The sequence below is a fragment of the Enterobacter sp. CPE_E890 genome, from assembly GCF_046521475.1.
Classification (GTDB): Bacteria; Pseudomonadota; Gammaproteobacteria; order Enterobacterales; family Enterobacteriaceae; genus Enterobacter; species Enterobacter adelaidei.
In genome coordinates, this window is record NZ_JBKFZW010000001.1 from 3,043,983 (window position 1) to 3,067,857 (window position 23,875).

The 23,875-nt window shown below is 53.7% G+C and carries 28 protein-coding genes and 1 pseudogene; 18 read left to right on the forward strand and 11 right to left on the reverse strand.

Going from position 1 to position 23,875, the window contains the following annotated elements; all coding sequences use genetic code 11:
- Nucleotides 1-4: 4 nt before the first annotated feature.
- Both yedD and fliE read right to left on the reverse strand, forming a co-directional pair.
- Nucleotides 5-418: a lipoprotein YedD gene (yedD, locus tag ACLHV9_RS15025; protein WP_108089646.1), complete on the reverse strand. Its 414-nt coding sequence runs from the start codon at nt 416-418 to the stop codon at nt 5-7.
- A 74-nt stretch (nt 419-492) separates the two neighbouring features.
- A complete protein-coding gene (gene fliE / locus ACLHV9_RS15030; protein ID WP_028019587.1) occupies nt 493-807 on the reverse strand; it encodes a flagellar hook-basal body complex protein FliE in 315 nt (104 codons plus the stop codon).
- Between the two features lie 228 nt (nt 808-1,035).
- Between fliE and fliF the strand changes: the two genes are divergently transcribed.
- The 14 genes and pseudogenes from fliF (at nt 1,036) to rcsA (ending at nt 12,567) form a co-directional block, all read left to right on the forward strand.
- A complete protein-coding gene (gene fliF / locus ACLHV9_RS15035) occupies nt 1,036-2,715 on the forward strand; it encodes a flagellar basal-body MS-ring/collar protein FliF (RefSeq protein ID WP_028019588.1) in 1,680 nt (559 codons plus the stop codon).
- The gene (fliG, locus tag ACLHV9_RS15040; protein WP_008500327.1) at nt 2,708-3,706 is read left to right on the forward strand and encodes a flagellar motor switch protein FliG; all 999 of its coding nucleotides are present in this window, start codon (nt 2,708-2,710) and stop codon (nt 3,704-3,706) included. Before fliF ends, fliG begins: the two co-directional genes overlap by 8 nt.
- A complete protein-coding gene (fliH, locus tag ACLHV9_RS15045) occupies nt 3,699-4,406 on the forward strand; it encodes a flagellar assembly protein FliH (protein ID WP_028019589.1) in 708 nt (235 codons plus the stop codon). Before fliG ends, fliH begins: the two co-directional genes overlap by 8 nt.
- Nucleotides 4,406-5,776: a flagellar protein export ATPase FliI gene (gene fliI, locus ACLHV9_RS15050; RefSeq protein WP_028019590.1), complete on the forward strand. Its 1,371-nt coding sequence runs from the start codon at nt 4,406-4,408 to the stop codon at nt 5,774-5,776. Before fliH ends, fliI begins: the two co-directional genes overlap by 1 nt.
- Before the next feature lie 21 nt (nt 5,777-5,797).
- Entirely contained in the window at nt 5,798-6,241 is a 444-nt protein-coding gene (gene fliJ / locus ACLHV9_RS15055; RefSeq protein WP_006811155.1) for a flagellar export protein FliJ, read from the forward strand.
- Nucleotides 6,238-7,467, forward strand: coding sequence for a flagellar hook length control protein FliK (gene fliK, locus ACLHV9_RS15060; RefSeq protein WP_407220779.1), 1,230 nt, complete (start codon nt 6,238-6,240; stop codon nt 7,465-7,467). Before fliJ ends, fliK begins: the two co-directional genes overlap by 4 nt.
- 106 nt (nt 7,468-7,573) lie before the next feature.
- Entirely contained in the window at nt 7,574-8,044 is a 471-nt protein-coding gene (gene fliL, locus ACLHV9_RS15065) for a flagellar basal body-associated protein FliL (protein WP_028019592.1), read from the forward strand.
- A 4-nt stretch (nt 8,045-8,048) separates the two neighbouring features.
- Nucleotides 8,049-9,053 (forward strand): flagellar motor switch protein FliM, encoded by a 1,005-nt coding sequence (fliM, locus tag ACLHV9_RS15070; protein WP_028019593.1) that lies wholly within the window; start codon nt 8,049-8,051, stop codon nt 9,051-9,053.
- Nucleotides 9,050-9,463 (forward strand): flagellar motor switch protein FliN, encoded by a 414-nt coding sequence (gene fliN / locus ACLHV9_RS15075; protein ID WP_028019594.1) that lies wholly within the window; start codon nt 9,050-9,052, stop codon nt 9,461-9,463. The genes fliM and fliN overlap by 4 nt, the downstream gene beginning before the upstream one ends.
- 2 nt (nt 9,464-9,465) lie before the next feature.
- The gene (gene fliO, locus ACLHV9_RS15080; RefSeq protein ID WP_407220780.1) at nt 9,466-9,840 is read left to right on the forward strand and encodes a flagellar biosynthetic protein FliO; all 375 of its coding nucleotides are present in this window, start codon (nt 9,466-9,468) and stop codon (nt 9,838-9,840) included.
- On the forward strand, nt 9,840-10,577 hold the full coding sequence (gene fliP / locus ACLHV9_RS15085; RefSeq protein WP_008500316.1) for a flagellar type III secretion system pore protein FliP: 738 nt from the start codon (nt 9,840-9,842) through the stop codon (nt 10,575-10,577). Before fliO ends, fliP begins: the two co-directional genes overlap by 1 nt.
- A 9-nt stretch (nt 10,578-10,586) precedes the next feature.
- Nucleotides 10,587-10,856 carry a flagellar biosynthesis protein FliQ gene (gene fliQ / locus ACLHV9_RS15090; protein ID WP_008500315.1) on the forward strand — a complete coding sequence of 90 codons (270 nt, stop codon included), beginning with the start codon at nt 10,587-10,589 and terminating at the stop codon, nt 10,854-10,856.
- 7 nt (nt 10,857-10,863) lie between these two features.
- A pseudogene (gene fliR / locus ACLHV9_RS15095) lies at nt 10,864-11,665 on the forward strand (flagellar biosynthetic protein FliR).
- Nucleotides 11,666-11,943: 278 nt separating this feature from the next.
- Nucleotides 11,944-12,567: a transcriptional regulator RcsA gene (gene rcsA, locus ACLHV9_RS15100; protein WP_008500313.1), complete on the forward strand. Its 624-nt coding sequence runs from the start codon at nt 11,944-11,946 to the stop codon at nt 12,565-12,567.
- A 102-nt stretch (nt 12,568-12,669) separates the two neighbouring features.
- Here the strand turns inward: rcsA and dsrB are convergent, their stop codons facing one another.
- On the reverse strand, nt 12,670-12,858 hold the full coding sequence (dsrB, locus tag ACLHV9_RS15105) for a protein DsrB (protein WP_013097741.1): 189 nt from the start codon (nt 12,856-12,858) through the stop codon (nt 12,670-12,672).
- Between the two features lie 136 nt (nt 12,859-12,994).
- Between dsrB and yodD the strand changes: the two genes are divergently transcribed.
- Both yodD and ACLHV9_RS15115 read left to right on the forward strand, forming a co-directional pair.
- Nucleotides 12,995-13,222 (forward strand): YodD family peroxide/acid resistance protein, encoded by a 228-nt coding sequence (gene yodD, locus ACLHV9_RS15110; protein WP_028019596.1) that lies wholly within the window; start codon nt 12,995-12,997, stop codon nt 13,220-13,222.
- Between the two features lie 300 nt (nt 13,223-13,522).
- Nucleotides 13,523-14,341 (forward strand): mannosyl-3-phosphoglycerate phosphatase-related protein, encoded by an 819-nt coding sequence (locus ACLHV9_RS15115; protein WP_129323335.1) that lies wholly within the window; start codon nt 13,523-13,525, stop codon nt 14,339-14,341.
- Here ACLHV9_RS15115 and dgcQ read toward each other — a convergent pair.
- From dgcQ to ACLHV9_RS15130, 3 genes are all read right to left on the reverse strand, one after another.
- A complete protein-coding gene (gene dgcQ / locus ACLHV9_RS15120; protein ID WP_410375984.1) occupies nt 14,308-16,008 on the reverse strand; it encodes a cellulose biosynthesis regulator diguanylate cyclase DgcQ in 1,701 nt (566 codons plus the stop codon). The genes ACLHV9_RS15115 and dgcQ overlap by 34 nt on opposite strands.
- A gap of 75 nt (nt 16,009-16,083) precedes the next feature.
- Entirely contained in the window at nt 16,084-16,266 is a 183-nt protein-coding gene (locus ACLHV9_RS15125; RefSeq protein ID WP_028019599.1) for a YodC family protein, read from the reverse strand.
- A 77-nt stretch (nt 16,267-16,343) separates the two neighbouring features.
- Entirely contained in the window at nt 16,344-17,258 is a 915-nt protein-coding gene (locus ACLHV9_RS15130; protein WP_407221187.1) for a DUF808 domain-containing protein, read from the reverse strand.
- A 175-nt stretch (nt 17,259-17,433) separates the two neighbouring features.
- Here ACLHV9_RS15130 and yedA point away from each other — a divergent pair, with 175 nt between their 5' ends.
- Nucleotides 17,434-18,348 (forward strand): drug/metabolite exporter YedA, encoded by a 915-nt coding sequence (yedA, locus tag ACLHV9_RS15135; RefSeq protein ID WP_028019601.1) that lies wholly within the window; start codon nt 17,434-17,436, stop codon nt 18,346-18,348.
- Here yedA and ACLHV9_RS15140 read toward each other — a convergent pair.
- From ACLHV9_RS15140 to drpB, 4 genes are all read right to left on the reverse strand, one after another.
- Entirely contained in the window at nt 18,320-18,811 is a 492-nt protein-coding gene (locus tag ACLHV9_RS15140; protein WP_128348900.1) for a very short patch repair endonuclease, read from the reverse strand. The genes yedA and ACLHV9_RS15140 overlap by 29 nt on opposite strands.
- Entirely contained in the window at nt 18,792-20,207 is a 1,416-nt protein-coding gene (locus ACLHV9_RS15145; RefSeq protein WP_128348899.1) for a DNA cytosine methyltransferase, read from the reverse strand. Before ACLHV9_RS15145 ends, ACLHV9_RS15140 begins: the two co-directional genes overlap by 20 nt.
- Nucleotides 20,208-20,268: 61 nt before the next feature.
- The gene (locus tag ACLHV9_RS15150; RefSeq protein ID WP_407220781.1) at nt 20,269-20,970 is read right to left on the reverse strand and encodes a phosphohydrolase; all 702 of its coding nucleotides are present in this window, start codon (nt 20,968-20,970) and stop codon (nt 20,269-20,271) included.
- A gap of 51 nt (nt 20,971-21,021) precedes the next feature.
- Nucleotides 21,022-21,291 (reverse strand): cell division protein DrpB, encoded by a 270-nt coding sequence (gene drpB, locus ACLHV9_RS15155; protein WP_407220782.1) that lies wholly within the window; start codon nt 21,289-21,291, stop codon nt 21,022-21,024.
- A gap of 435 nt (nt 21,292-21,726) precedes the next feature.
- Here drpB and ompC point away from each other — a divergent pair, with 435 nt between their 5' ends.
- The gene (ompC, locus tag ACLHV9_RS15160) at nt 21,727-22,890 is read left to right on the forward strand and encodes a porin OmpC (protein ID WP_108089637.1); all 1,164 of its coding nucleotides are present in this window, start codon (nt 21,727-21,729) and stop codon (nt 22,888-22,890) included.
- A 55-nt stretch (nt 22,891-22,945) separates the two neighbouring features.
- Here the strand turns inward: ompC and ACLHV9_RS15165 are convergent, their stop codons facing one another.
- Complete coding sequence (locus ACLHV9_RS15165; protein ID WP_028019607.1) at nt 22,946-23,809, reverse strand: N-acetylmuramic acid 6-phosphate etherase; 864 nt, start codon at nt 23,807-23,809, stop codon at nt 22,946-22,948.
- Nucleotides 23,810-23,875 lie beyond the last annotated feature (66 nt).

Genomic DNA, 23,875 nt, shown 5'->3' on the forward strand with positions numbered 1-23,875 from the left:
TTGGTTAAGGCGCCTTACTCTCCAGCGGATTTTTGCTCAGGTAATCAGCACACTCAACCGTTGGGCGGTCCACCTTCTGCAACTCCAGTCCGTCGTACTCAAGCGTTAAACCATCACGTTCCAGCGGATAGATATCCAGCTTGCGGGTTACGTTGTAATAACTGTCTGAACGCAGCATGATTTTACCCGGTACGGCAATCACGCGCTGCCACTGACGGCAGTCAAGCGTATCGCCCTCTTCCGTCACCACCAGCGTGGCAATCGCCTCCGGGCTGACCATTTTGCTCTGCGGCCCTTTTGACTGCCAGTATCCCGCCAGTTCCGCCGGAACAGGATGCTTGATCACTTCTTTATAGTTATCGACCTGAACGCACCCGGTCAGTGCCAGCAGCGCACCAGCAATTGCTATTTTTTTCATCACCTTTCCTGCATTCGAAGAAAAAAATATTGTGGCATTAAAGCGCTAAGGCTGCCAGCGAAGATCGACAGGTCTTAAACCTGCATCCCCATGACTTCCTGGTAAGCCGACACCAGTTTGTTACGCACCTGGATCCCCATCTGCAGGGACACCGAAGCTTTTTGCAAATCGGTCATCACATCATTCAGGGCCACACCCGGTTCACCGAGGGTGAACTTCTCTGCCTGGGTCCGTGCGGCGGTCTGGGTATCGCTGATACGGTCAAGAGCGGCATGCAGTTGCCCTGCAAAGCTGATGCTCGGCTGTTGTTCTGCCACATTCTGATTACGGGCCGTCATCGCCGTTGCCTGCAGCTGACTGATTACCCCTTCAATACCCTGTATAGCCATGACTCTCCCCTGGATGGTTTTTTACGCGGTCAAGACTAACAGCTTGTCAATAAGATAATGGCGGTAAATAGCGTGAAAAAACCAGGTTATTTGACGCATAGAAAATCACGAATCATCAAATAATGGCAGGGCCATCAATATGGAACTTTTGTCGTGTTTGCCGACCCGGGAGTCAGTTTTGTTTCTCTACACGAATAACGTAAACCACCAGGATTTAAGAGGTGCGCAATGAGTGCAACAGCATCGACAGCGCCACAAAATAAATCACTCGAGTGGATGAACCGCCTTCGCGCGAATCCTAAAATCCCGTTGATCGTGGCAGGCGCTGCCGCAATTGCGATCCTTGTAGCGATGGTCCTGTGGGCGAAAAGCCCTGATTACCGGACGCTCTACAGTAACCTTTCCGATCAGGATGGCGGTGCCATCGTCACCCAGCTTACCCAGATGAACATCCCTTATCGCTTTGCCGATAACGGGGGGGCGCTTGAGGTTCCTGCGGATAAGGTGCACGAACTGCGTCTGCGTCTGGCGCAGCAGGGGCTGCCGAAAGGTGGCGCAGTCGGTTTTGAACTACTGGATCAGGAAAAATTCGGTATCAGCCAGTTCAGCGAGCAGGTGAACTACCAGCGTGCGCTGGAAGGCGAACTGGCTCGTACCATTGAAACATTAGGCCCGGTGAAAAGCGCCCGTGTGCACCTGGCGATGCCTAAACCTTCGTTATTTGTCCGCGAGCAGAAATCACCTTCCGCCTCCGTTACCGTGAATCTCGAACCTGGCCGTGCGCTGGACGAAGGGCAAATTAGCGCGGTGACGCATCTCGTCTCCAGCGCTGTCGCCGGTCTGCCACCGGGTAACGTGACGCTGGTTGACCAGAGTGGTCATCTGCTGACGCAATCCAATACCGCCGGTCGCGATCTGAATGACGCGCAACTGAAATATGCCGCGGATGTTGAAAACCGTCTCCAGCGTCGTATTGAAGCGATCCTCGGTCCGGTTGTGGGCAACAGTAACGTGCACGCGCAGGTGACCGCGCAGATCGACTTCTCTAATAAAGAACAGACCGAAGAGCAGTACAGCCCGAACGGTGATGCCGCTCAGGCGGTGATGCGTTCTCGCCAGATCAATTCGAGCGAACAGTCTGGGGGTGCATACCCTGGCGGTGTTCCGGGTGCGCTGTCTAACCAGCCTGCCCCTGCTAACGCAGCACCTATTTCTACACCTCCGGCAAACCAGCAGAACGGTCAGCAAAATAACCAGCAGACTACGTCAACGGCCAATAATGCCGGTCCGCATACCAGCAGCCGTAACGAAACCACGAACTACGAAGTGGATCGGACGATTCGCCACACTAAACTGAACGTGGGCGATATTCAGCGTCTTTCTGTTGCGGTAGTGGTGAACTACAAGACGCTTCCAAATGGCAAACCGCTGGCGCTGACAGCCGAGCAGATGAAGCAGATCGAAGACCTGACCCGTGAAGCAATGGGTTACTCCGAGAAGCGTGGCGATAGCCTCAACGTGGTGAACTCACCGTTCAACGCGGTGGATGAGACCGGCGGTGAATTGCCGTTCTGGCAACAGCAGGCGTTTATCGATCAGCTGATGTCCGCGGGACGCTGGCTGCTGGTGCTGATTGTCGCGTGGCTGCTGTGGCGTAAAGGCGTTCGTCCGCAGCTCCAGCGTCGTGCTGAAGCCGAGAAAGCCGCTCGCGAACAGATGAGCGCGCGTCAGGAAGTGGAAGAAGCGGTTGAAGTACGCCTCAGCAAAGATGAACAAATGCAGCAACGCCGTGCTAACCAGCGCATGGGCGCTGAGGTGATGAGCCAGCGCATTCGCGAAATGTCAGATAACGATCCGCGCGTCGTGGCGCTGGTCATCCGCCAGTGGATGGGTAACGAACATGAGTAATACGCTTACAGGCACCGATAAAAGCGTCATCCTGTTGATGACCATTGGCGAAGATCGCGCGGCAGAGGTGTTTAAACACCTCTCCCAGCGAGAAGTGCAAATTCTCAGTGCGGCCATGGCCAACGTGCGTCAAATCTCCAATAAACAGCTGACCGAAGTGCTGTCGGAATTTGAGCAGGAAGCCGAACAGTTTGCCGCGCTCAACGTCAACGCCAACGACTACCTGCGCTCCGTGCTGGTCAAGGCGCTGGGCGAAGAGCGTGCCGCCAGCCTGCTGGAAGATATTCTGGAAACGCGCGATACCGCCAGCGGTATCGAAACGCTCAACTTTATGGAACCGCAGAGTGCCGCCGACCTTATTCGCGACGAGCACCCGCAGATTATTGCCACCATCCTTGTCCACCTCAAACGTGGTCAGGCGGCCGATATTCTGGCGCTGTTCGAAGAGCGTCTGCGCCACGATGTGATGCTGCGTATCGCGACCTTCGGCGGCGTGCAGCCAGCCGCACTGGCGGAGCTGACAGAAGTACTGAACAACCTGCTCGACGGTCAGAACCTCAAGCGCAGCAAAATGGGCGGCGTGAGAACGGCGGCGGAAATCATCAACCTGATGAAAACCCAGCAGGAAGAGGCGGTTATTACCGCAGTACGCGAATTCGACGGCGAGCTGGCACAGAAAATTATCGACGAGATGTTCCTGTTCGAAAACCTGGTCGAAGTGGACGATCGCAGCATCCAGCGCCTGCTCCAGGAAGTGGACTCCGAGTCGCTGCTTATCGCCCTCAAAGGTGCCGAGCAGCCACTGCGCGAGAAGTTCCTGCGCAACATGTCTCAGCGTGCGGCAGATATCCTGCGCGACGACCTTGCCAACCGTGGCCCGGTACGTCTGTCTCAGGTGGAAAACGAACAGAAAGCGATCCTGCTTATTGTTCGTCGTCTGGCGGAAACCGGCGAGATGGTGATTGGCAGCGGAGACGACACCTATGTCTAATGAGATGCCGTGGAAGCGCTGGACACCGGACGATCTGGCACCTCCCCTCTCCGAATTCACACCAGCGGTGGTATCGCCCGTGGAGCTCGACCCGGACGCTGAGCAGCCCGAACTGAGTGAAGAGGAGCAACAAGCACAGATGCTGGCTCAGCTGCAAATGCAGGCACACGAGCAAGGTTATAATGCCGGTCTGAACGAAGGCCGGCAGAAGGGCCACGAGCAAGGGTATCAGGAAGGTCTGGCGAAAGGGTTAGAGCACGGTATTGATCAGGCGCGTCAGCAGCAGGCGCCGATCCATGCCCGCATGCAGCAGCTGGTCAGCGAGTTCCAGCACACGCTGGATGCGCTGGACAGCGTGATTGCATCACGACTAATGCAGATGGCGCTGGAAGCCGCGCGTCAGGTTATCGGCCAGACGCCGGTGGTGGATAACACTGCGCTGATCAAACAAATTCAGGGTCTGCTGCAACAAGAGCCGCTGTTCAGCGGGAAGCCTCAGCTACGCGTTCACCCGGACGACCTGCAGCGCGTGGAAGAGAGCCTGGGGGCGACGCTAAACCTGCACGGCTGGCGTCTGCGCGGCGACCCGTCGTTACATCACGGCGGCTGCAAAGTCTCTGCCGATGAAGGTGACCTGGATGCCAGCGTGGCTACCCGCTGGCAGGAACTGTGTCGCCTTGCGGCACCGGGAGTCGTCTGATGACCGCACGCCTCACCCGCTGGCTCACCACGCTCGACAACTTTGAGACAAAGATGGCGCAACTGCCATCTGTTCGTCGTTATGGGCGACTGACGCGCGCCACCGGGCTGGTACTGGAGGCCACCGGCCTGCAGCTTCCGCTGGGTGCGACCTGCGTCATTGAGCGTCAGGATGGTCTGGAAACGCGCGAAGTCGAAAGCGAAGTGGTCGGTTTTAACGGCCAGCGTCTGTTTCTGATGCCGCTTGAAGAGGTGGAAGGCATTCTTCCCGGCGCACGCGTATACGCCAAAAACATTATCGGTGATGGACTGCAGAGCGGGAAACAGCTGCCGCTTGGCCCTGCCCTGCTGGGCCGCGTGCTGGACGGCAGCGGTAAACCGCTTGACGGTCTGCCTTCACCGGACACCACGGAAACCGGCGCACTCATTACTCAGCCCTTTAACCCCCTGCAACGAACGCCTATTGAGCATGTGCTGGATACCGGCGTGCGTCCGATCAACGCCCTGCTGACTGTAGGCCGTGGACAACGTATGGGCCTGTTCGCCGGGTCTGGCGTGGGGAAATCCGTGCTGCTCGGCATGATGGCACGCTACACTCAAGCCGATGTTATCGTCGTGGGTCTGATCGGCGAGCGTGGGCGTGAAGTTAAAGACTTTATCGAAAACATTCTGGGGGCGGAAGGTCGCGCCCGCTCGGTGGTTATCGCCGCACCGGCAGATGTCTCGCCGTTATTGCGTATGCAGGGTGCAGCGTATGCCACCCGTATCGCCGAAGATTTCCGTGACCGCGGCAAGCACGTGCTGCTGATCATGGATTCCCTGACCCGTTACGCGATGGCACAGCGTGAAATCGCGCTGGCTATTGGTGAGCCTCCGGCGACCAAAGGCTACCCGCCTTCGGTATTCGCCAAGCTCCCTGCTCTGGTAGAACGTGCAGGGAACGGCATCAGCGGCGGCGGCTCCATTACCGCGTTCTATACGGTACTGACCGAGGGAGATGATCAGCAAGACCCGATTGCCGATTCCGCGCGTGCGATCCTTGACGGTCACATTGTGCTGTCGCGTCGTCTGGCCGAAGCCGGGCACTATCCGGCCATTGATATTGAAGCCTCTATCAGCCGCGCAATGACGGCGCTGATAACCGAGAAACACTACGCCCGCGTGCGTAATTTCAAACAACTCCTCTCCAGCTTCCAGCGTAACCGCGATCTGGTCAGCGTGGGGGCGTATGCCAAAGGCAGCGACCCGATGCTCGACAAAGCGATTAACCTGTGGCCGCAGCTGGAGGCGTTTTTGCAACAAGGCATTTTTGAACGTGCCGACTGGGAAGATTCAATTCAGGCACTGGAGCTGATTTTCCCGCAGGTGTAACACAGGTGGAGGGCGAAGGTTATGGCGCAAAACAGCGCGTTATCAACGCTGAAAGATCTGGCTGAAAAAGAAGTTGATGATGCCGCATTGCAGCTTGGCGCAATGCGACGCGGGTGCCAGCAGGCTGAAGAACAGTTGAAGATGTTAATCGACTATCAGCATGAATATCGCACCAACCTCAATACCGATATGACACAGGGCATTGGCAGTCAGCGCTGGATTAACTATCAGCAGTTTATCCAGACGCTGGAGAAGGCGATAGAGCAGCATCGCCAGCAGCTTAACCAGTGGACCCAGAAAGTGGATACCGCGCTGAATTTCTGGCGCGAGAAAAAACAGCGGCTGCAGGCCTGGCAAACCTTACAGGATCGGCAGATTGCAGCCTCGACCCTGGCGGAAAACCGTCTGGATCAGAAAAAAATGGATGAGTTTGCCCAGCGCGCATCAATGAGGAAACCGGAATGATCACACTGCAACAACTGCTGATGAGCGACAGCGACCTGTCAGGCGGCACGCTGACAGGGAAAGGCACTGACGGTGCGCAAGACTTTCTCTCTCTGCTGGCGGGCGCCCTGACGGATGCAACCGGCAAAGGCAAGGATGCGCCACTGACCTTGGCTGACCTGAAAGCCGCTGGCAGTAAGCTGTCAGAAGTTGCTCAGGACGCCAGCGGCGATACCACGCTGCAGGCTAAAATAACGGACCTGCTCTCGCGTCAGGGTGTGCTGAATAGCGATGAAGCGTCCTCAACCACGCCGCTGGAAACGCTGGTCTCCGGACTGACGCCGCTTTCAAAGGGAGATGCCCTGAAGACCCTGAATACAGCCAGCAAAGATGACAGCAAAAGCGAACTGAGCGAAGAAGAACTGGCAGGTTTGAGTGCGCTGATGGCGATGCTCCCCCACCAGCAGACCAGCACAGCTCACGCGACAGGCACTGACGGTATTACCGCGAAGTCTGTTCTGAGTTCAGCGACGCTTGCACAGAATGGCGCGGGACAATCGTCCCAGAACACCCCGCTGGCAGGCCATGATAAAGCCCAGCTTTCTGCGTCGTATCAGAGTCAGGGCAAACACAGCGACCCTGTTCTGCCTGACAACGCGCCCGCGACACCGGCTGTAACCGCTGCCGTGGAGAAACAAGAACTCGCCAGCGCGTCGTCTTCAACATCGCCGACCGCAACCCTGGCGCCAGTGATGTCCAGCCACGCGATCAGCCAGCCGGCCGCCACCGTTGCCACTGCGCCGGTGTTAAGCCAGCCTCTGGGAACTCACGAATGGCAGCAATCCCTGAGCCAGCACATCACGCTGTTCACTAAGCAGGGACAACAGACAGCGGAGCTGCGTCTGCACCCGGAAGATCTGGGTCAGGTGCAAATTTCGCTTAAACTGGATGATAACCAGGCGCAACTGCAGATGGTCTCGGCGCACAGCCACGTGCGTGCAGCACTGGAAGCAGCCCTGCCGGTACTACGGACATCGCTGGCTGAGAACGGTATTCAGCTTGCGCAGAGCAGCGTCAGCAGTGAGAGCTTTGCCGGGCAGCAGCAGTCCTTCTCCCAGCAGCAACAGCAGGCTTCGCGTTCCGGTAATACCGGCGGCTTTAATGAAGAGAGTGATGAGATACTGCCTACCCCTGCCGCCCTGCAATCCGCAGCACGTGGCAACAGCGCCGTAGACATCTTCGCCTAAACGCCAGAGGTAACGTGATTATCCCCGTCTTTTCCACGCTTTGACGTCGGCAGGACACGGGATAATCACCTTATTAAGCTGTACCGAAACAGGAAGCTCGTATCAGATGACTGACTCCGCTATCACCAAAAAAAGTAAGCGTTCCATCTGGATCCCGCTGCTGGTGTTGATCACGCTCGCCGCCTGCGCCACCGCGGGCTATAGTTACTGGCGTATGCAGCAGGAACCTTCGACCGCTGCGGCCAAAGCCGAACCAGCACCACCGCCGGCACCGGTATTTTTCCCTCTCGATACCTTCACCGTGAATCTCGGTGATGCGGATCGTGTGCTGTATGTCGGTATTACGCTGCGCCTGAAGGATGAGGCCACGCGTGCGCGCCTGAATGATTATCTTCCTGAAGTGCGTAGCCGCCTTCTGCTGCTGTTCTCTCGTCAGGATGCTTCGACGCTGGCCACCGATGTCGGCAAGCAAAAGCTGGTCGACGCCATTAAACAAACGCTGGCGACCCCGCTGGTAAACGGCCAACCTAAGCAGGAAGTCACTGACGTTCTGTATACAGCCTTCATTCTGCGGTAACGACATGGGCGACAGTATTCTTTCTCAGGCAGAAATCGATGCGCTGCTTAACGGCGACAGCGATAAGAGTGATGATCCGCAACCGGGTCTTGGCGGCGATAGCGATATTCGCCCCTATGACCCGAATACCCAGCGTCGCGTGGTACGTGAACGTCTGCAGGCGCTGGAGATCATTAACGAACGTTTTGCACGTCAGTTCCGTATGGGGCTGTTTAACCTGCTGCGTCGTAGCCCGGACATCACGGTCGGTGCGATCCGTATTCAGCCGTATCATGAGTTTGCCCGCAACCTGCCGGTGCCAACCAACCTTAACCTGATTCATCTGAAGCCGCTGCGCGGCACTGGACTGGTGGTGTTTTCGCCAAGCCTGGTGTTCATTGCGGTGGATAACCTGTTCGGCGGCGACGGGCGTTTCCCGACCAAAGTAGAAGGTCGTGAATTTACCCACACCGAGCAGCGCGTGATTAACCGTATGCTGAAGCTGGCGCTGGAATCTTACAGCGACGCGTGGAAAGCCATTAACCCACTGGACGTGGAGTACGTACGTTCTGAGATGCAGGTGAAATTTACCAATATCACCACCTCTCCAAACGATATCGTCGTCAACACACCGTTCCATGTAGAAATCGGTAACCTGACCGGGGAATTCAACATTTGCCTGCCGTTTAGCATGATCGAACCGCTGCGCGAACTGCTGGTTAACCCCCCGCTGGAGAACTCACGCAACGAAGACCAGAACTGGCGTGAAAACCTGGTACGTCAGGTTCAGCATTCTCAGCTTGAGCTGATCGCGAGTTTTGCCGATATCCCGCTGCGGTTATCCCAGATACTGAAATTACAACCCGGCGATGTTCTGCCGATAGAAAAACCCGACCGCATTATTGCCCATGTGGATGGTGTCCCGGTGCTGACAAGCCAGTACGGCACACTTAACGGTCAGTATGCGTTACGCGTTGAGCACTTGATCAACCCGATATTGAATTCGCTGAATGAGGAACAGCCCAAATGAGTGACATGAACAATCCGTCCGATGAAAACAGCGGAGCACTGGACGATCTGTGGGCTGACGCGTTAAACGAGCAACAATCCACCCCGAGCAAAAGCGCGGCGGATGCGGTATTCCAGCAGCTTGGTGGGGGTGATGTCAGCGGCACGCTGCAGGACATCGACCTGATTATGGACATCCCGGTTAAGCTGACCGTTGAGCTGGGACGCACCCGTATGACCATTAAAGAACTGCTGCGCCTGACGCAGGGTTCCGTGGTGGCGCTGGACGGTCTGGCCGGTGAGCCGCTGGATATCCTGATCAACGGTTATCTGATTGCCCAGGGTGAAGTGGTGGTGGTTGCCGATAAATACGGCGTACGTATCACCGACATCATTACCCCATCAGAACGTATGCGTCGTCTGAGCCGTTAAGCATGAAAACTCAGGCAACAATATCACAACCTTCTGCCGTCCCCGGCTCACCTCTGCTCCAGGTGAGCGGGGCGTTGCTCGGTATTATTGCCTTTATTCTTATCGCCGCATGGCTGGCGAAACGCGTTGGTCTGGCGGGTAAAACCGCCGGTACCCGCGGTCTGAAGGTCAGCGCCAGCACCACACTGGGGCCACGAGAACGCGTGGTCATTGTCGATGTGGAAGATGCGCGTTTGGTTCTGGGCGTCACTGCCTCAAACATCAACGTATTACATAAACTGCCGCCCGCGCCTGTTCTGGTGGACGAGCGCGCAGACGCCCCTGCGGATTTCCAGTCCGTTATGAAGAGTTTGCTTAAGCGTTCCGGGAGATCCTGATGCGCCGTTTGTTATCCCTTACGCTTGCGGGCGTGGGTCTGTTTGCTCCCGCGGTTTATGCGCAACTGCCTGGTCTGGTCTCAACGCCCCTCGCTGGCGGCGGCCAAAGCTGGTCGCTCCCGGTTCAGACACTGGTTTTCATCACCTCGCTGACGTTTATTCCGGCCATCCTGCTGATGATGACCAGCTTCACCCGCATCATCATCGTCTTTGGTCTGCTGCGAAACGCGCTAGGAACCCCTTCCGCACCGCCAAACCAGGTTCTGCTGGGGCTGGCGCTGTTTTTGACCTTTTTCATTATGTCGCCGGTGATCGATAAGATTTACACCGACGCCTACCAGCCGTTCAGCGAAGACAAAATCTCCATGCAGGAGGCGCTGGATAAAGGCGCGCAACCGCTGCGAGAATTTATGCTTCGCCAGACGCGTGAAGCGGATCTGGCGCTCTTTGCTCGCCTGTCCAACACCGGTGAGCTTCAGGGTCCGGAAGCGGTTCCGATGCGTATTCTGCTGCCCGCCTATGTCACCAGCGAGCTGAAAACCGCGTTTCAGATTGGCTTTACCATTTTTATTCCGTTCCTGATTATCGACCTGGTGATCGCCAGCGTGCTGATGGCGCTGGGTATGATGATGGTTCCTCCCGCCACCATTGCCCTGCCCTTTAAGATCATGCTCTTTGTTCTGGTCGATGGCTGGCAGCTGCTGGTCAGTTCTCTGGCCCAGAGTTTCTACAGTTAAGGAACGGCGATGACACCCGAATCGGTCATGATGATGGGCACGGAAGCGATGAAAATCGCGATAGCCGTTGCCGCACCTTTGTTGCTTGTCGCGCTGGTAACCGGTCTGATTATCAGTATTCTGCAGGCCGCCACGCAAATTAACGAAATGACGCTGTCATTCATCCCGAAAATCATCGCCGTGTTCGTGGCGATTATCGTTGCCGGGCCGTGGATGCTGAACCTGTTGCTGGACTATATGCGCAACCTGTTTACCAATCTGCCGTACATCATCGGCTGACCTGACGATGCTGCACTTCACCAGCGACCAGTGGGTTCAGTGGCTTGGCGTCTATTTCTGGCCAATGCTGCGCATCATGGCGCTGATCTCAACAGCCCCGATTCTCAGTGAGAAATCGATCCCCAAGCGTGTCAAAGTGGGGCTGGGCATTATCATTTCCATTATCGTCGCGCCCTCTCTCCCTCCCGTGGATATTCCGATTTTCTCGGCCAATGCGGTATGGGTGGCATTGCAGCAGGTGATGATTGGCGTCGCCGTCGGCTTTACCATGCAACTCGCCTTTGCCGCCGTGCGCACCGCAGGGGAACTCATCGGCCTGCAGATGGGATTATCGTTCGCCACGTTCGTCGATCCCGGCAGCCATCTCAACATGCCTGTGCTGGCGCGAATTATCGACCTGTTGGCCATGCTGTTGTTCTTGTCGTTCAACGGTCATCTGTGGCTCATCTCCATGCTGGTGGATACGTTCCATACGCTGCCAATTGGTGAGAACCCGGTGAACAGCAATGCTTTTCTGGCGCTCACCCGTGCCGCAGGGCTGATATTCCTGAACGGGCTGATGCTCGCGCTACCGATTATCACGCTGCTGCTGACAGTAAACCTGGCATTAGGTTTACTGAACCGAATGGCGCCGCAGTTATCGGTGTTTGTCATTGGTTTTCCGCTGACGTTGACGGTCGGAATTTTATTAATGTCATTACTCATGCCACTTATCGCCCCCTTCTGTGAACATTTATTCGGCGAGATATTCAACCTGTTAGCGGATATTGTCAGCGAACTGCCACGTAAATAATAGCCCTCACTATTGATATTGTCTTTCTGAGGATATTCCTAAAATAAAACCTGAAAAACATCTTCCAGGATATATCTGACGCGGTTTAATTGTTTCTAAGCACCTCACAATACTTAATAATTACTTTACTTTAAGAAGATTCCTGGCAAATTATACGTAACTTTACGGGATAGTGAGTCCGCCTGAAAGTCTTTGTCATGCTCACAGGTTTATTATTTTTTTCCATCCCGTATGGCTGTTTTGAGCTCTCAGGCAGATGGTGAATTATCGTTACGCATTGAGTGAGGGTATGCCATGTCAACGATCATTATGGATTTATGCAGCTACACCCGGCTAGGGTTAACCGGGTACCTGGCAAGCAGAGGGGTAAGAAAGAGAGACATCAACGATGCACACACCGTTGACGAACTCGCAGCCGCTTGTGACGAACTAAAACCAGGCGTGGTGTTTATTAATGAGGACTGTTTCATTCACGATCCAGCCAACAGTCAGCACATTAAGCAAATCATTAATCAGCATCCAAAAACCCTGTTTATTGTTTTTATGGCGATCGCGAATATCCATTTCGATGAGTATTTATTGGTCCGTAAAAACTTATTAATCAGCTCTAAATCGATTAAACCAGAGTCGCTGGATGACATTCTGGGTGATTATTTGAATAAAGAAGTTAAAAATGTAGGAGCGGTTAACTTACCCACCCTATCATTAAGCAGGACTGAATCAAGTATGCTGAGAATGTGGATGGCGGGCCAAGGAACTATTCAGATCTCAGACCAGATGAATATTAAAGCTAAAACCGTTTCGTCACACAAAGGAAATATTAAAAGGAAAATTAAAACGCATAATAAGCAAGTGATCTACCACGTAGTACGCCTGACCGATAATGTGACGAACGGGATTTTCGTCAACATGCGTTAGTCGCTTAAGACCCTGTGCACCCTACCTTTGATCTCTGGCCTGGCCAGAGATTTTTGCTTCTGAGAACGTTGTCGGGTACGCGCTGTGCCACCCGACGCCGAGCTACTCTGCTTTCTCAACAAAAATGCCGTCAGGATGCCCCAGTTCGTTAAAAAACCAGATGCCAAGCGGGTAGTCTTCCAGTGATACCAGGTACATTGTGCCTTCGCTAAACTCTTCAATTGCCAGTACCACACCCGGGCGGCGCGGCCCACCGTCCGTTTTAACGGTTACCCGATCGTTGACCTTCATACATTCCTCCTCTGGTTTTGAGCCAGTGTAGAACAAAACGCAAAAACGCACATCGCCGTCCGGCGCGAATGGCGTTTTTATACACAGGCTATACTTAACCCTGGACACGTTTGTAGGTTGAAAGAGGAGTCCCGTAATGAAGACCGACAAAGCTTACAGCGACACCATCAAACGCGACGTCGAAGTGGATGTCGATGCCCTGCTGGCCGCGATCAATGAGATCAGTGAATCAGAAGTCCGTCGTATGGACGATAATTCTGACCGCGTCATTGTTAACGGAAGGGATTATCACACCTATCGTGAACTGGCTGAGGCCTTCGAGCTTGATATTCATGACTTTAGCGTGTCTGAAGCAAATCGGTAGCACGAAAAAAATCCCGGTCATGGGGATGGCCGGGATCAAAACTTGCTTATGCAAGAAGCACTTGAAATTCGTTACACCAGGAAACCTGATGTACATGCCACACTATCCCCAACAATTTTGCCTGACAAGCATATATTCTCGGAATGAATATAACATTTTTAACATATTGATTTTTGTTATGAGCGATAACATACGCCGAATGCGGGTTTGCCTGGGATAGTTCCCTTTTCCAGGATTTCCCTTTCCGTTATTTTTTAGGAATATTCTTAATCTCTGACGCATCCGTTATCTGGAGCCACTATGCCTTCACTGCAGGACACGCTGCTGATTTTTTCTGACCTGGATGGCTCGTTGCTGGATATTCATACCTATGACTGGCAGCCAGCGATACCCTGGCTCGACAGGCTGCTGGATAACCAGGTACCGGTCATTCTTTGCAGCAGTAAGACGGTGGCAGAGATGCTTGAGATCCAGCAGGATCTGGGGCTGGAAGGTTTACCGCTTATTGCCGAAAACGGCGCAGTGATTCAGCCTGATGTCCGCTGGGAAATGGGTCAGCGCCACATCAGAGGGATGTCGCACCAGGATATCCACCGGCTGATTGAACAAATCCGCCTGCAGTTGCGCGTTAAATTCACCACCTTTGACGACGTCGATGAACGGGTTATCAGCGAGTGGACCGGGCTGACGCGCTATCGCTCAGCCCTTGCACGTAAGCATGAAGCCTCCGTCACGCTTATCTGGCGCGACACCGATGAGAAAATGGTTGAGTTTGAAGAGGTGCTGGCGCGAAGTGGCCTGAAATGCCTGCAAGGCGCCCGTTTCTGGCATATTCTGGACGCCCGCTGTGGTAAGGACGTTGCGGTTAACTGGCTTATTGAGCAGTACCGTGAGCAGGAAGATATCACTCCTGTCACCCTGGGACTCGGTGATGGCCCCAATGATGCCCCCCTGTTGGACAGCATGGACTTCGCTGTCGTCATCAAAGGGATAAACCGACAGGGTATCGTGCTGCGAGACACTTCCCCTGCGCGGGTCTATTACACTCAGCAGCCCGGACCGGCTGGCTGGAGTGAGGGGCTGGATCACTTCTTGTCGTCATCGCGCCAGATAACCTGATTACGTCCCCCCTGTTTTGCCAGATACAGACGGGTATCGGCAATCGACTGCAGCTGTTCAAAGTTGTAGTTCCCTTTTTCATGAGCACAGCTCACGCCAAATGATGCAGTGATATGTAATGTGGTGCTTTTTTTCACCAGAATCTCTTTGCTGTCAATCCTTGCGCGGATGCGCTCAGCTACCACCGAGGCCTCGGGAAGCGCCACCCCAGGTAATACCACGCAAAACTCTTCCCCGCCGACGCGCCCGGCGACATCGTTTTCACGCAGTCCGCTGGCAATAATCCCGGCAGCATGAGACAGCACCTTATCACCCGCCTGATGACCAAAGCGGTCATTGATGCTTTTGAAATGATCCAGATCGATCTGAATCACGGAAAACGGTAACGACTGTTGCTGGCATTGTTGTGCCAGTATTCTGGCCCGTTCGAAGAGCGCACCACGGTTATTCAGACGGGTGAGCGGATCATGCCAGGCCTGCCACTGCAGTGAGCTTTGCCGTGCATACATGTTGCTCACCATTCGGCGGATCACCAGCCAGGAGATAAGCAGCATGGCCGTGAACAGTGCCCACAGCAGAGCCAGCACAATGCTGATGCTACCGAAATCACCCTGAACACCTTCATGCAGGGTATGCACTCGCAGAACGACGCCATCAAAGTGATCGAGCCGTTCCCAACTGATAAAACGACTGCCGAGACGGACTCCACCTTCCGTGTCACTTTCAATGGCATGCGCGATTTGCGCCATTTCACGTTCGTCAAAACGGTTCATCAGGCTGGCAGGGGATTCCGAAGAGGCAATCAAGTTGAGGCGCGAATCGTACAGCTGATATTCCCCTTCGGCATGATCGTCCGTTGCATCTGCCAGCAAACGCTTCATGGTGCTAAACGAAAAATCCATCGCCACTACGCCGTACCAGTAATGTTCAAAATAGATGGGTATGCTGGCCGTAATCATGCGTTCGTTGCCGGTCCAGGAGGACGCGGTAGAGATAAACCAGCGCACCGCCCGCGCACGATTGTTACGTTCAGACTGCTGCGTAAACCAGGGCTGGGTCACCAGGTGGTAATAACGCGTAATGATGTCGTCACTCTGCGCAGGCGTATCCGTGGAAAGATAAAACCCGGCGCGGGAGATATAGATAATCCGCTCTTCATTCTGTACCGTCGATGAGGCCAGACGTAGTAAGTAACCGACTTCAAGTGCAGCAGAAATTTCATTACGGATACGTTCATCGTCACGGTTGAGGAGTACCGTTTTTTCAACAAAGGCGTCTGATACGCCATTAATGGGGAGTGTGCGTTCTTTATCCACCGCCAGTTGCCAGGCAGGTCGATTCCGGAGGAGGTCAAAACGATCAACAGCCTGATGCAAAACGTCAAATGCCAGCGGTTTCTGCAGTGCGTCCCGCATGCTGTTGCGGAAAAATAGCGCCTTATCAACGCCAAATTGCAGCTGTCTGTCGAGCGAGCTGGCAACCGTTTCCAGATGATTGCGCTGGCTGGAGATATAGGCCTCTTCCAGCACCACCACCTCGCGCCAGGTCAGAAGAGTGGAGAAGATCAGTACGACGATAAAACAGGAATTAACAATCAGGCCAGGGTTGCTGCGCTTTTGCAGCCATTGAAAAAAAGATCGTCTTACAACAAATGTATCGCGCTGCACACACACTCTCCCTGATGACTGCCTACACCCGGTACCTGAAATAAAAAACGCCCGACAAAGCCGGGCGTTATGTGATTAAGCCTTGTCTCGTTTCTGCTGCCCATCACCCGGCTGAAGCTCATCTTCACGAAATGCTTCCCGCTTGATGCTGTAGCCATCGTGCCACCGACACTCCACCATTCCACTGGAATACCCGGTGACAATCATACGTGGGCCGCCCTTCTTAGGCTTAACTTCATCACTGACCAAAAAGACCATACCTGCCTCCTGTATCAGGGTGAAACTTTTTCAATTTAGACGAGGAATGGTCTTTTTGCATCTGTAACAGGTAGCAATTAGTGCGCCGTGCCACGCATTTTTTCGACCAACTTTACTGCCGCCACCACGATAGCGCCAATGATAAAGCCCAACACAAGATTCAGCAGCGTGGGCAGAATCGCCGCGACAACAGCACCCTGCGCAGTGGAGAAATGTTCGATAGCGTGATGCAATGGCGCAATACCGTGCACCACAATACCGCCGCCAACGAGGAACATCGCCAGCGTGCCGACCACGGATAAACTCTTCATCAGCCAGGGCGCCAGCACCAGTAAGCTTTTGCCTACCCCTTTTGCCACCGCGCTTGATTTCTCTTCCAGCCAGTAGCCGATATCATCCAGCTTAACGATCAACCCCACCAGACCGTACACCCCTACCGTGACCAGAATAGCGATCCCGGAGAGGATCAGAACCTGGTTCATCAGCGGTGCTTCAGACACAATCCCCAGCGTAATGGCGACGATCTCAGCAGAGAGAATAAAGTCGGTACGAATAGCCCCTTTCACTTTATCGCGCTCAAAGGTTTTCGGATCCTGCGCGGCCAGTGCTTCAAGACGCTGCTGGCGCATTTCAGGCGTATCGTTCTTATTACGTGCCGCGAACGAATGCAGGACTTTCTCGACGCCCTCGAAGCATAAAAATGCCCCACCAATCATCAGTAACGGCGTGATGGCCCAGGGAATAAACGCGCTGATCAGTAGCGCCAGTGGTACCAGAATCACTTTATTCAGGAATGAACCTTTCGCAACGCCCCACACCACCGGCAGTTCACGATTAGCCCTAACCCCACTCACCTGCTGGGCGTTAAGCGATAAATCATCTCCCAGAACGCCAGCGGTTTTCTTCGCTGCCAGTTTCCCCATCACTGAAATGTCATCCAGCAAGGTGGCAATATCATCCAGCAATGTTAATAAGCTACTTCCTGCCAAAATCTCAATCCTTCTTTTTTTGCTAATGTAGTGAATAGTATGGAGCAAAAGCGTGAACCCGGAAACAGGCACCTTTCGTCAACAAAAAATTCACATCAACCACACAATTAAAGGGCTCGCCAGCACGATAGTTTTCGCGTTTACTATCAGCGACCTTTTTATTTCGTCGTGAGGGATTATGCGTTTCCGGCAATTGCTACCGCTAATTGGGGCACTTTTTTCACTGTATATCATTTGGGGTTCAACCTACTTTGTCATTCGCATCGGGGTAGAAAGCTGGCCGCCGCTGATGATGGCGGGTATTCGCTTCCTCTCGGCTGGGGTGCTTCTGCTGGCATTCCTGCTGCTACGCGGGCATAAACTTCCCCCACTTCGCCCGCTGCTTAATGCTGCATTGATTGGTCTGCTGCTGTTGGCCGTGGGCAATGGTTTTGTGACCATTGCCGAGCACCAGAATGTACCGTCAGGGATCGCTGCCGTGGTTGTGGCCACCGTCCCGCTGTTTACCCTCTGTTTTAGCCGCCTTTTTGGCATTCGTACCCGCAAACTGGAATGGCTGGGGATTGGCATCGGGCTTGCTGGCATTATTCTGCTCAACAGCGGCGGTAATCTGAGCGGGAACCCATGGGGCGCCGTGATTATTCTGATCGGCTCTATGAGCTGGGCGTTCGGTTCCGTATACGGCTCCCGTATTGAGCTGCCCTCCGGCATGATGGCTGGCGCAATAGAGATGCTCGCTGCGGGGATTGTGCTCTTACTCGCCTCAACGCTGACGGGAGAAAAGCTGACGACAATGCCGGGTCTGTCGGGCTTTCTGGCGGTCGGTTATCTGGCGCTGTTTGGATCGCTCATCGCCATTAATGCCTACATGTTCCTGATCCGCAATGTTTCTCCGGCCGTCGCCACCAGCTATGCCTATGTCAACCCGGTCGTGGCCGTGCTGCTCGGCACAGGATTGGGCGGTGAAACGCTCTCGTCGGTAGAATGGCTGGCACTCGGGGTGATTGTTTTTGCTGTTGTGCTGGTCACGCTGGGCAAATATTTGCTGCCTGCCAAACCGGTTGTCACACCTTGCGAGGTGGAAAAACCGTAAGCGGATGAATACCCTGTGTGTCGATCTGCGCGGTCTGACCGCCGCCGCAGATCCACTCTTCCAGCCGTTCCGTGAGATCGGCATCGTTCAGTTTTAATCTGCCTCTCAGGGCACACTCCCAGACGATCAGCACTCGCCAGCCCTGAGCAATAAGCGTGGTGAGATCCCGGTTGTCACGATCAACATTTTTACCAATTTTCTCCAGCCAGAAATCGGTGCGTGTCGCCGGAACCTTGAACAAGTAGCAGTCGTGATGATGCCAGAAACAGCCGTGGGTAAAGATGATGCACTGGTACGCGTCGACAACGAAGTCCGGGCGACCCGCAAGCGAAGGATCCTGCACGCGGAAATCAACGCCGGCCTGCGTCAGAAGCGCGGCCAGGCGTTTTTCAATTGCGGTATCACGCGTGCCGATGGCACGCATGTTTTTACTGCGTGTTGCTTTATCGTGAACATCCGTCATTGACGGCCTCACTCTGACGTAGCGCCACAGCCTGTTTGATGCGGGAGGCCAGCAGTTTTGCCACCGCCGCAAACGCGGGAACCACCACAGAATTACCAAACTGGCGATAAGCCTGCGTGTCCGAAACCGGAATGCGGAAGCTGTAGCCTTGCGGGGTCTCAAACCCCATTAACCGGGCGCATTCCCGAGGCGTTAAGCGCCGTGGACGGTGACGCTGGTTGTCCGGGTCGTCGAAATTCTGCTCGCCAAGCGCCTTGTCCCAGCCTCTGTCGATCAGAATTTCTGCACCGTCCTTATAGTAGCGGGCAGAAAGCGTGCGGGTGACGCTGTGCGGATCGTTTGGGTTGACCATCCCAAAACCGAAGCCGTTGCCCTTCGCCTGATGTTTTTTGGCATAGCGGTAGAGGTATTTCCACAGCACCGGAGTGAGGATAAATTTCGCGTCGACGACAGGCTCCAGCAGCTCAGCCACGGTGGGACGGTGCGCCGGATATAAAGAAGGAATATCACGCAGGGTGAAATCCCCCTTCAGATTGAGATCGCGGCGGAAACCCACCAGCACGATTCGTTCGCGATGCTGGGGCAGAAAATGTTTCCCATCAATGATTTTTGGGTCATCCGCGCCCATGTCCTGTGAGTCGGCCACGTCATAGCCCAACTCGTCCAGCGTTTGCATGATGATGCGGAAGGTTTTTCCACCATCATGGCTCTTTAGATTCTTGACGTTTTCCAGCACAAAAATCGCCGGGCGTCGGGCGTCAATAATGCGGGCCACATCAAAAAACAGCGTTCCCTGGGTATCACAGGCGAAACCGTGGGCACGTCCGAGGGCGTTCTTTTTCGAGACGCCCGCCAGGGAGAAAGGCTGGCACGGGAAACCCGCCAACAGCACATCATGCGCCGGGATCGTCTGGCGAATGTGCTCCGCGGCTTGTGCATCGCTCACGCCACTTTTATGGCTCAGGGTGACATCGCGGATATCCGCGTTGAAATGATGTTCATGCGGATCGCAGTACCAGTTTGCTTTGTAGGTGCGCACAGCATGTTTGTTCCACTCGCTGGTAAACACGCACTGACCGCCGATGGCTTCAAAGCCGTGTCGGATGCCACCGATACCGGCAAACAGATCGATAAAGCGGAAGGCATAATTCGGGTGCGCGGCTGAAGGGCGTGGAAGCAGGCTCTGCAGGTAACGAAACTCGCCTTCGCTCAGGCGACGCCCTGCCCGCTCGCTGGTCAGCAGTCTTTTCAGGATTGCCGGGCTCCAGTGGCTCTCACCGTGTGCCACCAGCTGATTTGCCAGGGTTTTAGCATCATAGATATCTAACAACTGGTGCAATAACGCCTGCACCGTTGCCGTTGATTTCTCAGCCTGCTCAGGTGCGGGCTCAGTCACTGATCGATTTTCCTGCATTCTTTTAACCGGACAATAAAGACTGGAAACAGATTACCACAGTTCATTTGCGCAAACTGCGACGGAAGCGGCTCTGAACCTGGCTATCCAGCCCGATGCAGTCGCCGTGTAATTCGGCACTGAGTTTCGCCATAAACTGGATCAGAAAATCGGCGTTGTGATGCGCGAGCTCGCGCCCGACATCCGTTTGCATTGTATCAGGCAACCGCAACAGCTTGGTCTGAAAATGGTCAAGGGCAAACGCCCGGTCATCAAGGGCTCGTGCATCGGCGAACGGATCGTCAGCATCAAACAGTGCCACCCCCAAAGCGCCTGACACGGCAAAGACTCGCGCCAGACCGATGGCACCCAGTGCTTCCAGACGGTCTGCATCCTGGACAATTTTGGCCTCAATACTTTGCGGCGTCAGCCCGGCGCTGAAACTGTGTGCCTCGATGGCATGTTCCACTGCGGCATAACATTCGGACGGAAAATCAGGGAAATCGCATTGCAGAATGCTACGTGTCTTACGCGCCGCCAGACGGGATGACTGACTGCGTTCCGGATGGTTTTTGGGCAGGCTAACGATGTCATGAAAATAACATGCGGTCAGCACAACCAGCGGGTCAACCGTCTGGTTGTCCATAATTTTTTGCGCGGTCATCCAGACACGACGAAAGTGTGAAATATCATGAGCGGCGTCGTCGGTGGTGTGGTTTTCGTCGAGCCAGCGTTCAAAGCGGTGCTGCCACTGCGTAAGTTCCATGATCACATCCTGTCGGTGAAACGGTAACAATAGCAACTTTCCCCGCTGCTATCACCGGTCGTCCTGACGGGGACGCGTATACCAGGCAATCGCGCCCAGAATCAGACCGACGGTGCCCAGCACCATAAACCCCAGAATGGCTCCCAGCCACTTCCCGCTGGTCGACCCTAAATCACCGTCAGCCACGGTATCAGGCAGTGATGGAATTTTACTTACCACCCACGCGTAGCGCGCCATAGCCCAGACAAAGTAACCGCAAAATGCGTAGAACACCCACAGAGCCAGTTTGCCTCCCAGGCTGCGTTCAATTTTTCGTTCCATCTTTATCCTTCACTCCACGATAGCTGCACTATCGTTTTCACCTGCTCACTTAGTTTTGTGACAATCATCACATTTTGTCATTAAACGCGGCAGTGTGGGAAGATTTCTTACGCTCAGTTTGCGTTAAGTTGATCTCAGGCAAGATTAACGGTTGTGTTATTTTTGCTCTGAAAGGCCGAGATATATAATTTCAAGCAATTATAAAAATGAAATAATAATAGCGTGAAATACTTAATAATAATTAACCCCTATATGTTCAATCGAATAATTCACAAGAAAAATAAAGCGACACTTAGAAATATTTTGCAATATTTATACGACTTTAATTACATTTATTTTTGAACAAAAATAACAAACCATAGAATAGTATCAACCATGTAATTGCGGAGAGTAATTACATATATTCATATAAATTATCTTTAAAGGGAATATATAATGAAAAGAAAAGTTCTGGCACTTCTTGTACCCGCTTTATTAATGGCTGGCGCGGTAAATGCGGCAGAGATGTACAATAAAAACGGCAACAAAGTTGACCTGTATGGCAAAGTCGATGCACGTCATACCTTCTCTGACAACCCAGGTGACGACGGCGATGAAACCTATGTACAGATTGGTTTCAAAGGCGAAACCCAGATTACTCGCGATCTGATCGGTTACGGCCAGTGGGAATATAAAACCTACGCAAATGATACTGAAGGCGCGGGTGATAAATCCTTTAACCGTCTGGCATATGCAGGTCTGAAATATGGTGAATACGGCTCATTTGATTATGGCCGTAATTACGGCGTCGTGTACGACGTTGAAGCCTGGACCGATATGCTGCCGGTATTTGGCGGTGATTCTTACACCTGGACCGATAACTTTATGAATGGCCGTGCTAACGGTCTGGCGACTTATCGTAATAAAGATTTCTTTGGTCTGGTTGATGGTCTGAATTTTGCGCTGCAATATCAAGGTAATAACGAAAGTGGTCCACACGAAGATCAATTCGGTAATAATATTGATGTTCAGGAAGGCACGAAAAATGGTCATAAAGATGTGCGTTTCCAGAATGGCGACGGCTTCGGTATGTCGACTTCCTACGACTTCTCTGGCGACCTGTCCGGCCTGAGCCTGGGTGCAGCGTATTCGTCTTCTGATCGTACTAACGAGCAGGTTGCTTATGGCAAAGCCGCGGAAGGCATCGGTTATGCCGGTGGCGAAAAAGCTGAAGCCTGGACCGTTGGCGCAAAATACGATGCAAACAGCATCTACCTGGCAATGATGTATGCGGAAACCCGCAACATGACGCCAATCGGTAACCTTGGTATCGCAAACCAGACTCAGAACTTCGAAGCGGTTGCCCAGTACCAGTTCGACTTCGGCCTGCGTCCTTCCCTGGCATGGGTTTACTCAAAAGGTAAAGACCTGGACGGTAAGGGATTCAATCAGGATCTGGTTAACTACATTGACGTGGGCATGACCTACAGCTTAAACAAGAACTTCTCTACTTATGTTGATTACAAAATCAACATGCTGGACAACGACGAAGCACTGTATGAAACATACGGTATTTCCACCGATGACATCGTTGGCATCGGTATGACCTACCAGTTCTAATATCTAAAATACTAAAGCCCGCTTTCGCGGGCTTTTTTATGCCATTTGTCAGGCTCTACGGCGCTTCCTGCAACGCCACGCGAATAAATCCGTTATTCTGCGCCAGTAGCTCATGGGCTTTCCAGGCATCCAGCCCTGTCAGCACCATCAACACCGCTGTTTTACAGTTATGGTTACACCCTTCCAGCGCGGCTTTCGCCTCCGCCCGGGTACATCCGCCTGCTTCCATCACTATTGCGATTTGTCGCTCGGCCCATTTGGTATTGCTTGCCTCAAGATCCACACGCAGGTTGCTGTATGCGCGACCGGTTCGGACGGCCAATCCGGTAGCAATCATCGAGAGGATCATTTTCTGCGCAATCCCCGCTTTGGTATTGATATAGCCTGCGACCACATCAGCACCCAGTTCCGGGGCAATCACCATGCTCGCCAGTTGCGCCGCTTCACTTTGCGCGTCGCCGGTAATGACAGCAACCGAAGAGCCCAGCGACCATGCATGCCGCATCGCGCCCCAAACCCACGGTGTTTTTCCGCTAATGGTCACCGCCAGCATCATATCGTGTTCGCCAAAGGTGATGGCCTGCAGGTCGGCAACGCCACGCTCATAGCTTCCTTCTCCCTCGCCTGCTGTAACGGCAATGACAGGAGTTTTACCCGGAGCATATTCATCCGCTACCTGTTGCGCGACACGGCCCGACGGGCCTGCGCCAACAATGACTAAACGACCACCGTGGCTGAGGGTCGCGGCGGCGTTATCCACCACGCGGGCGATAGTTGTTAAACAGGGGGTAATAGCAGCAGTGATAAGTGCATCATCCTGGTGAATGACTTTCAGCATGTCCAGCGTGGACAATCTATCAATATTCATCGTGCTGGCGTGCCGTCTTTCCTTGACCGAACCGGTAAGCATAATGCTCATAAACAGCCTCCTTATTATGAGTACCCACACACTATAAAGTGTTTTATATGGATGACATGCGAGGAG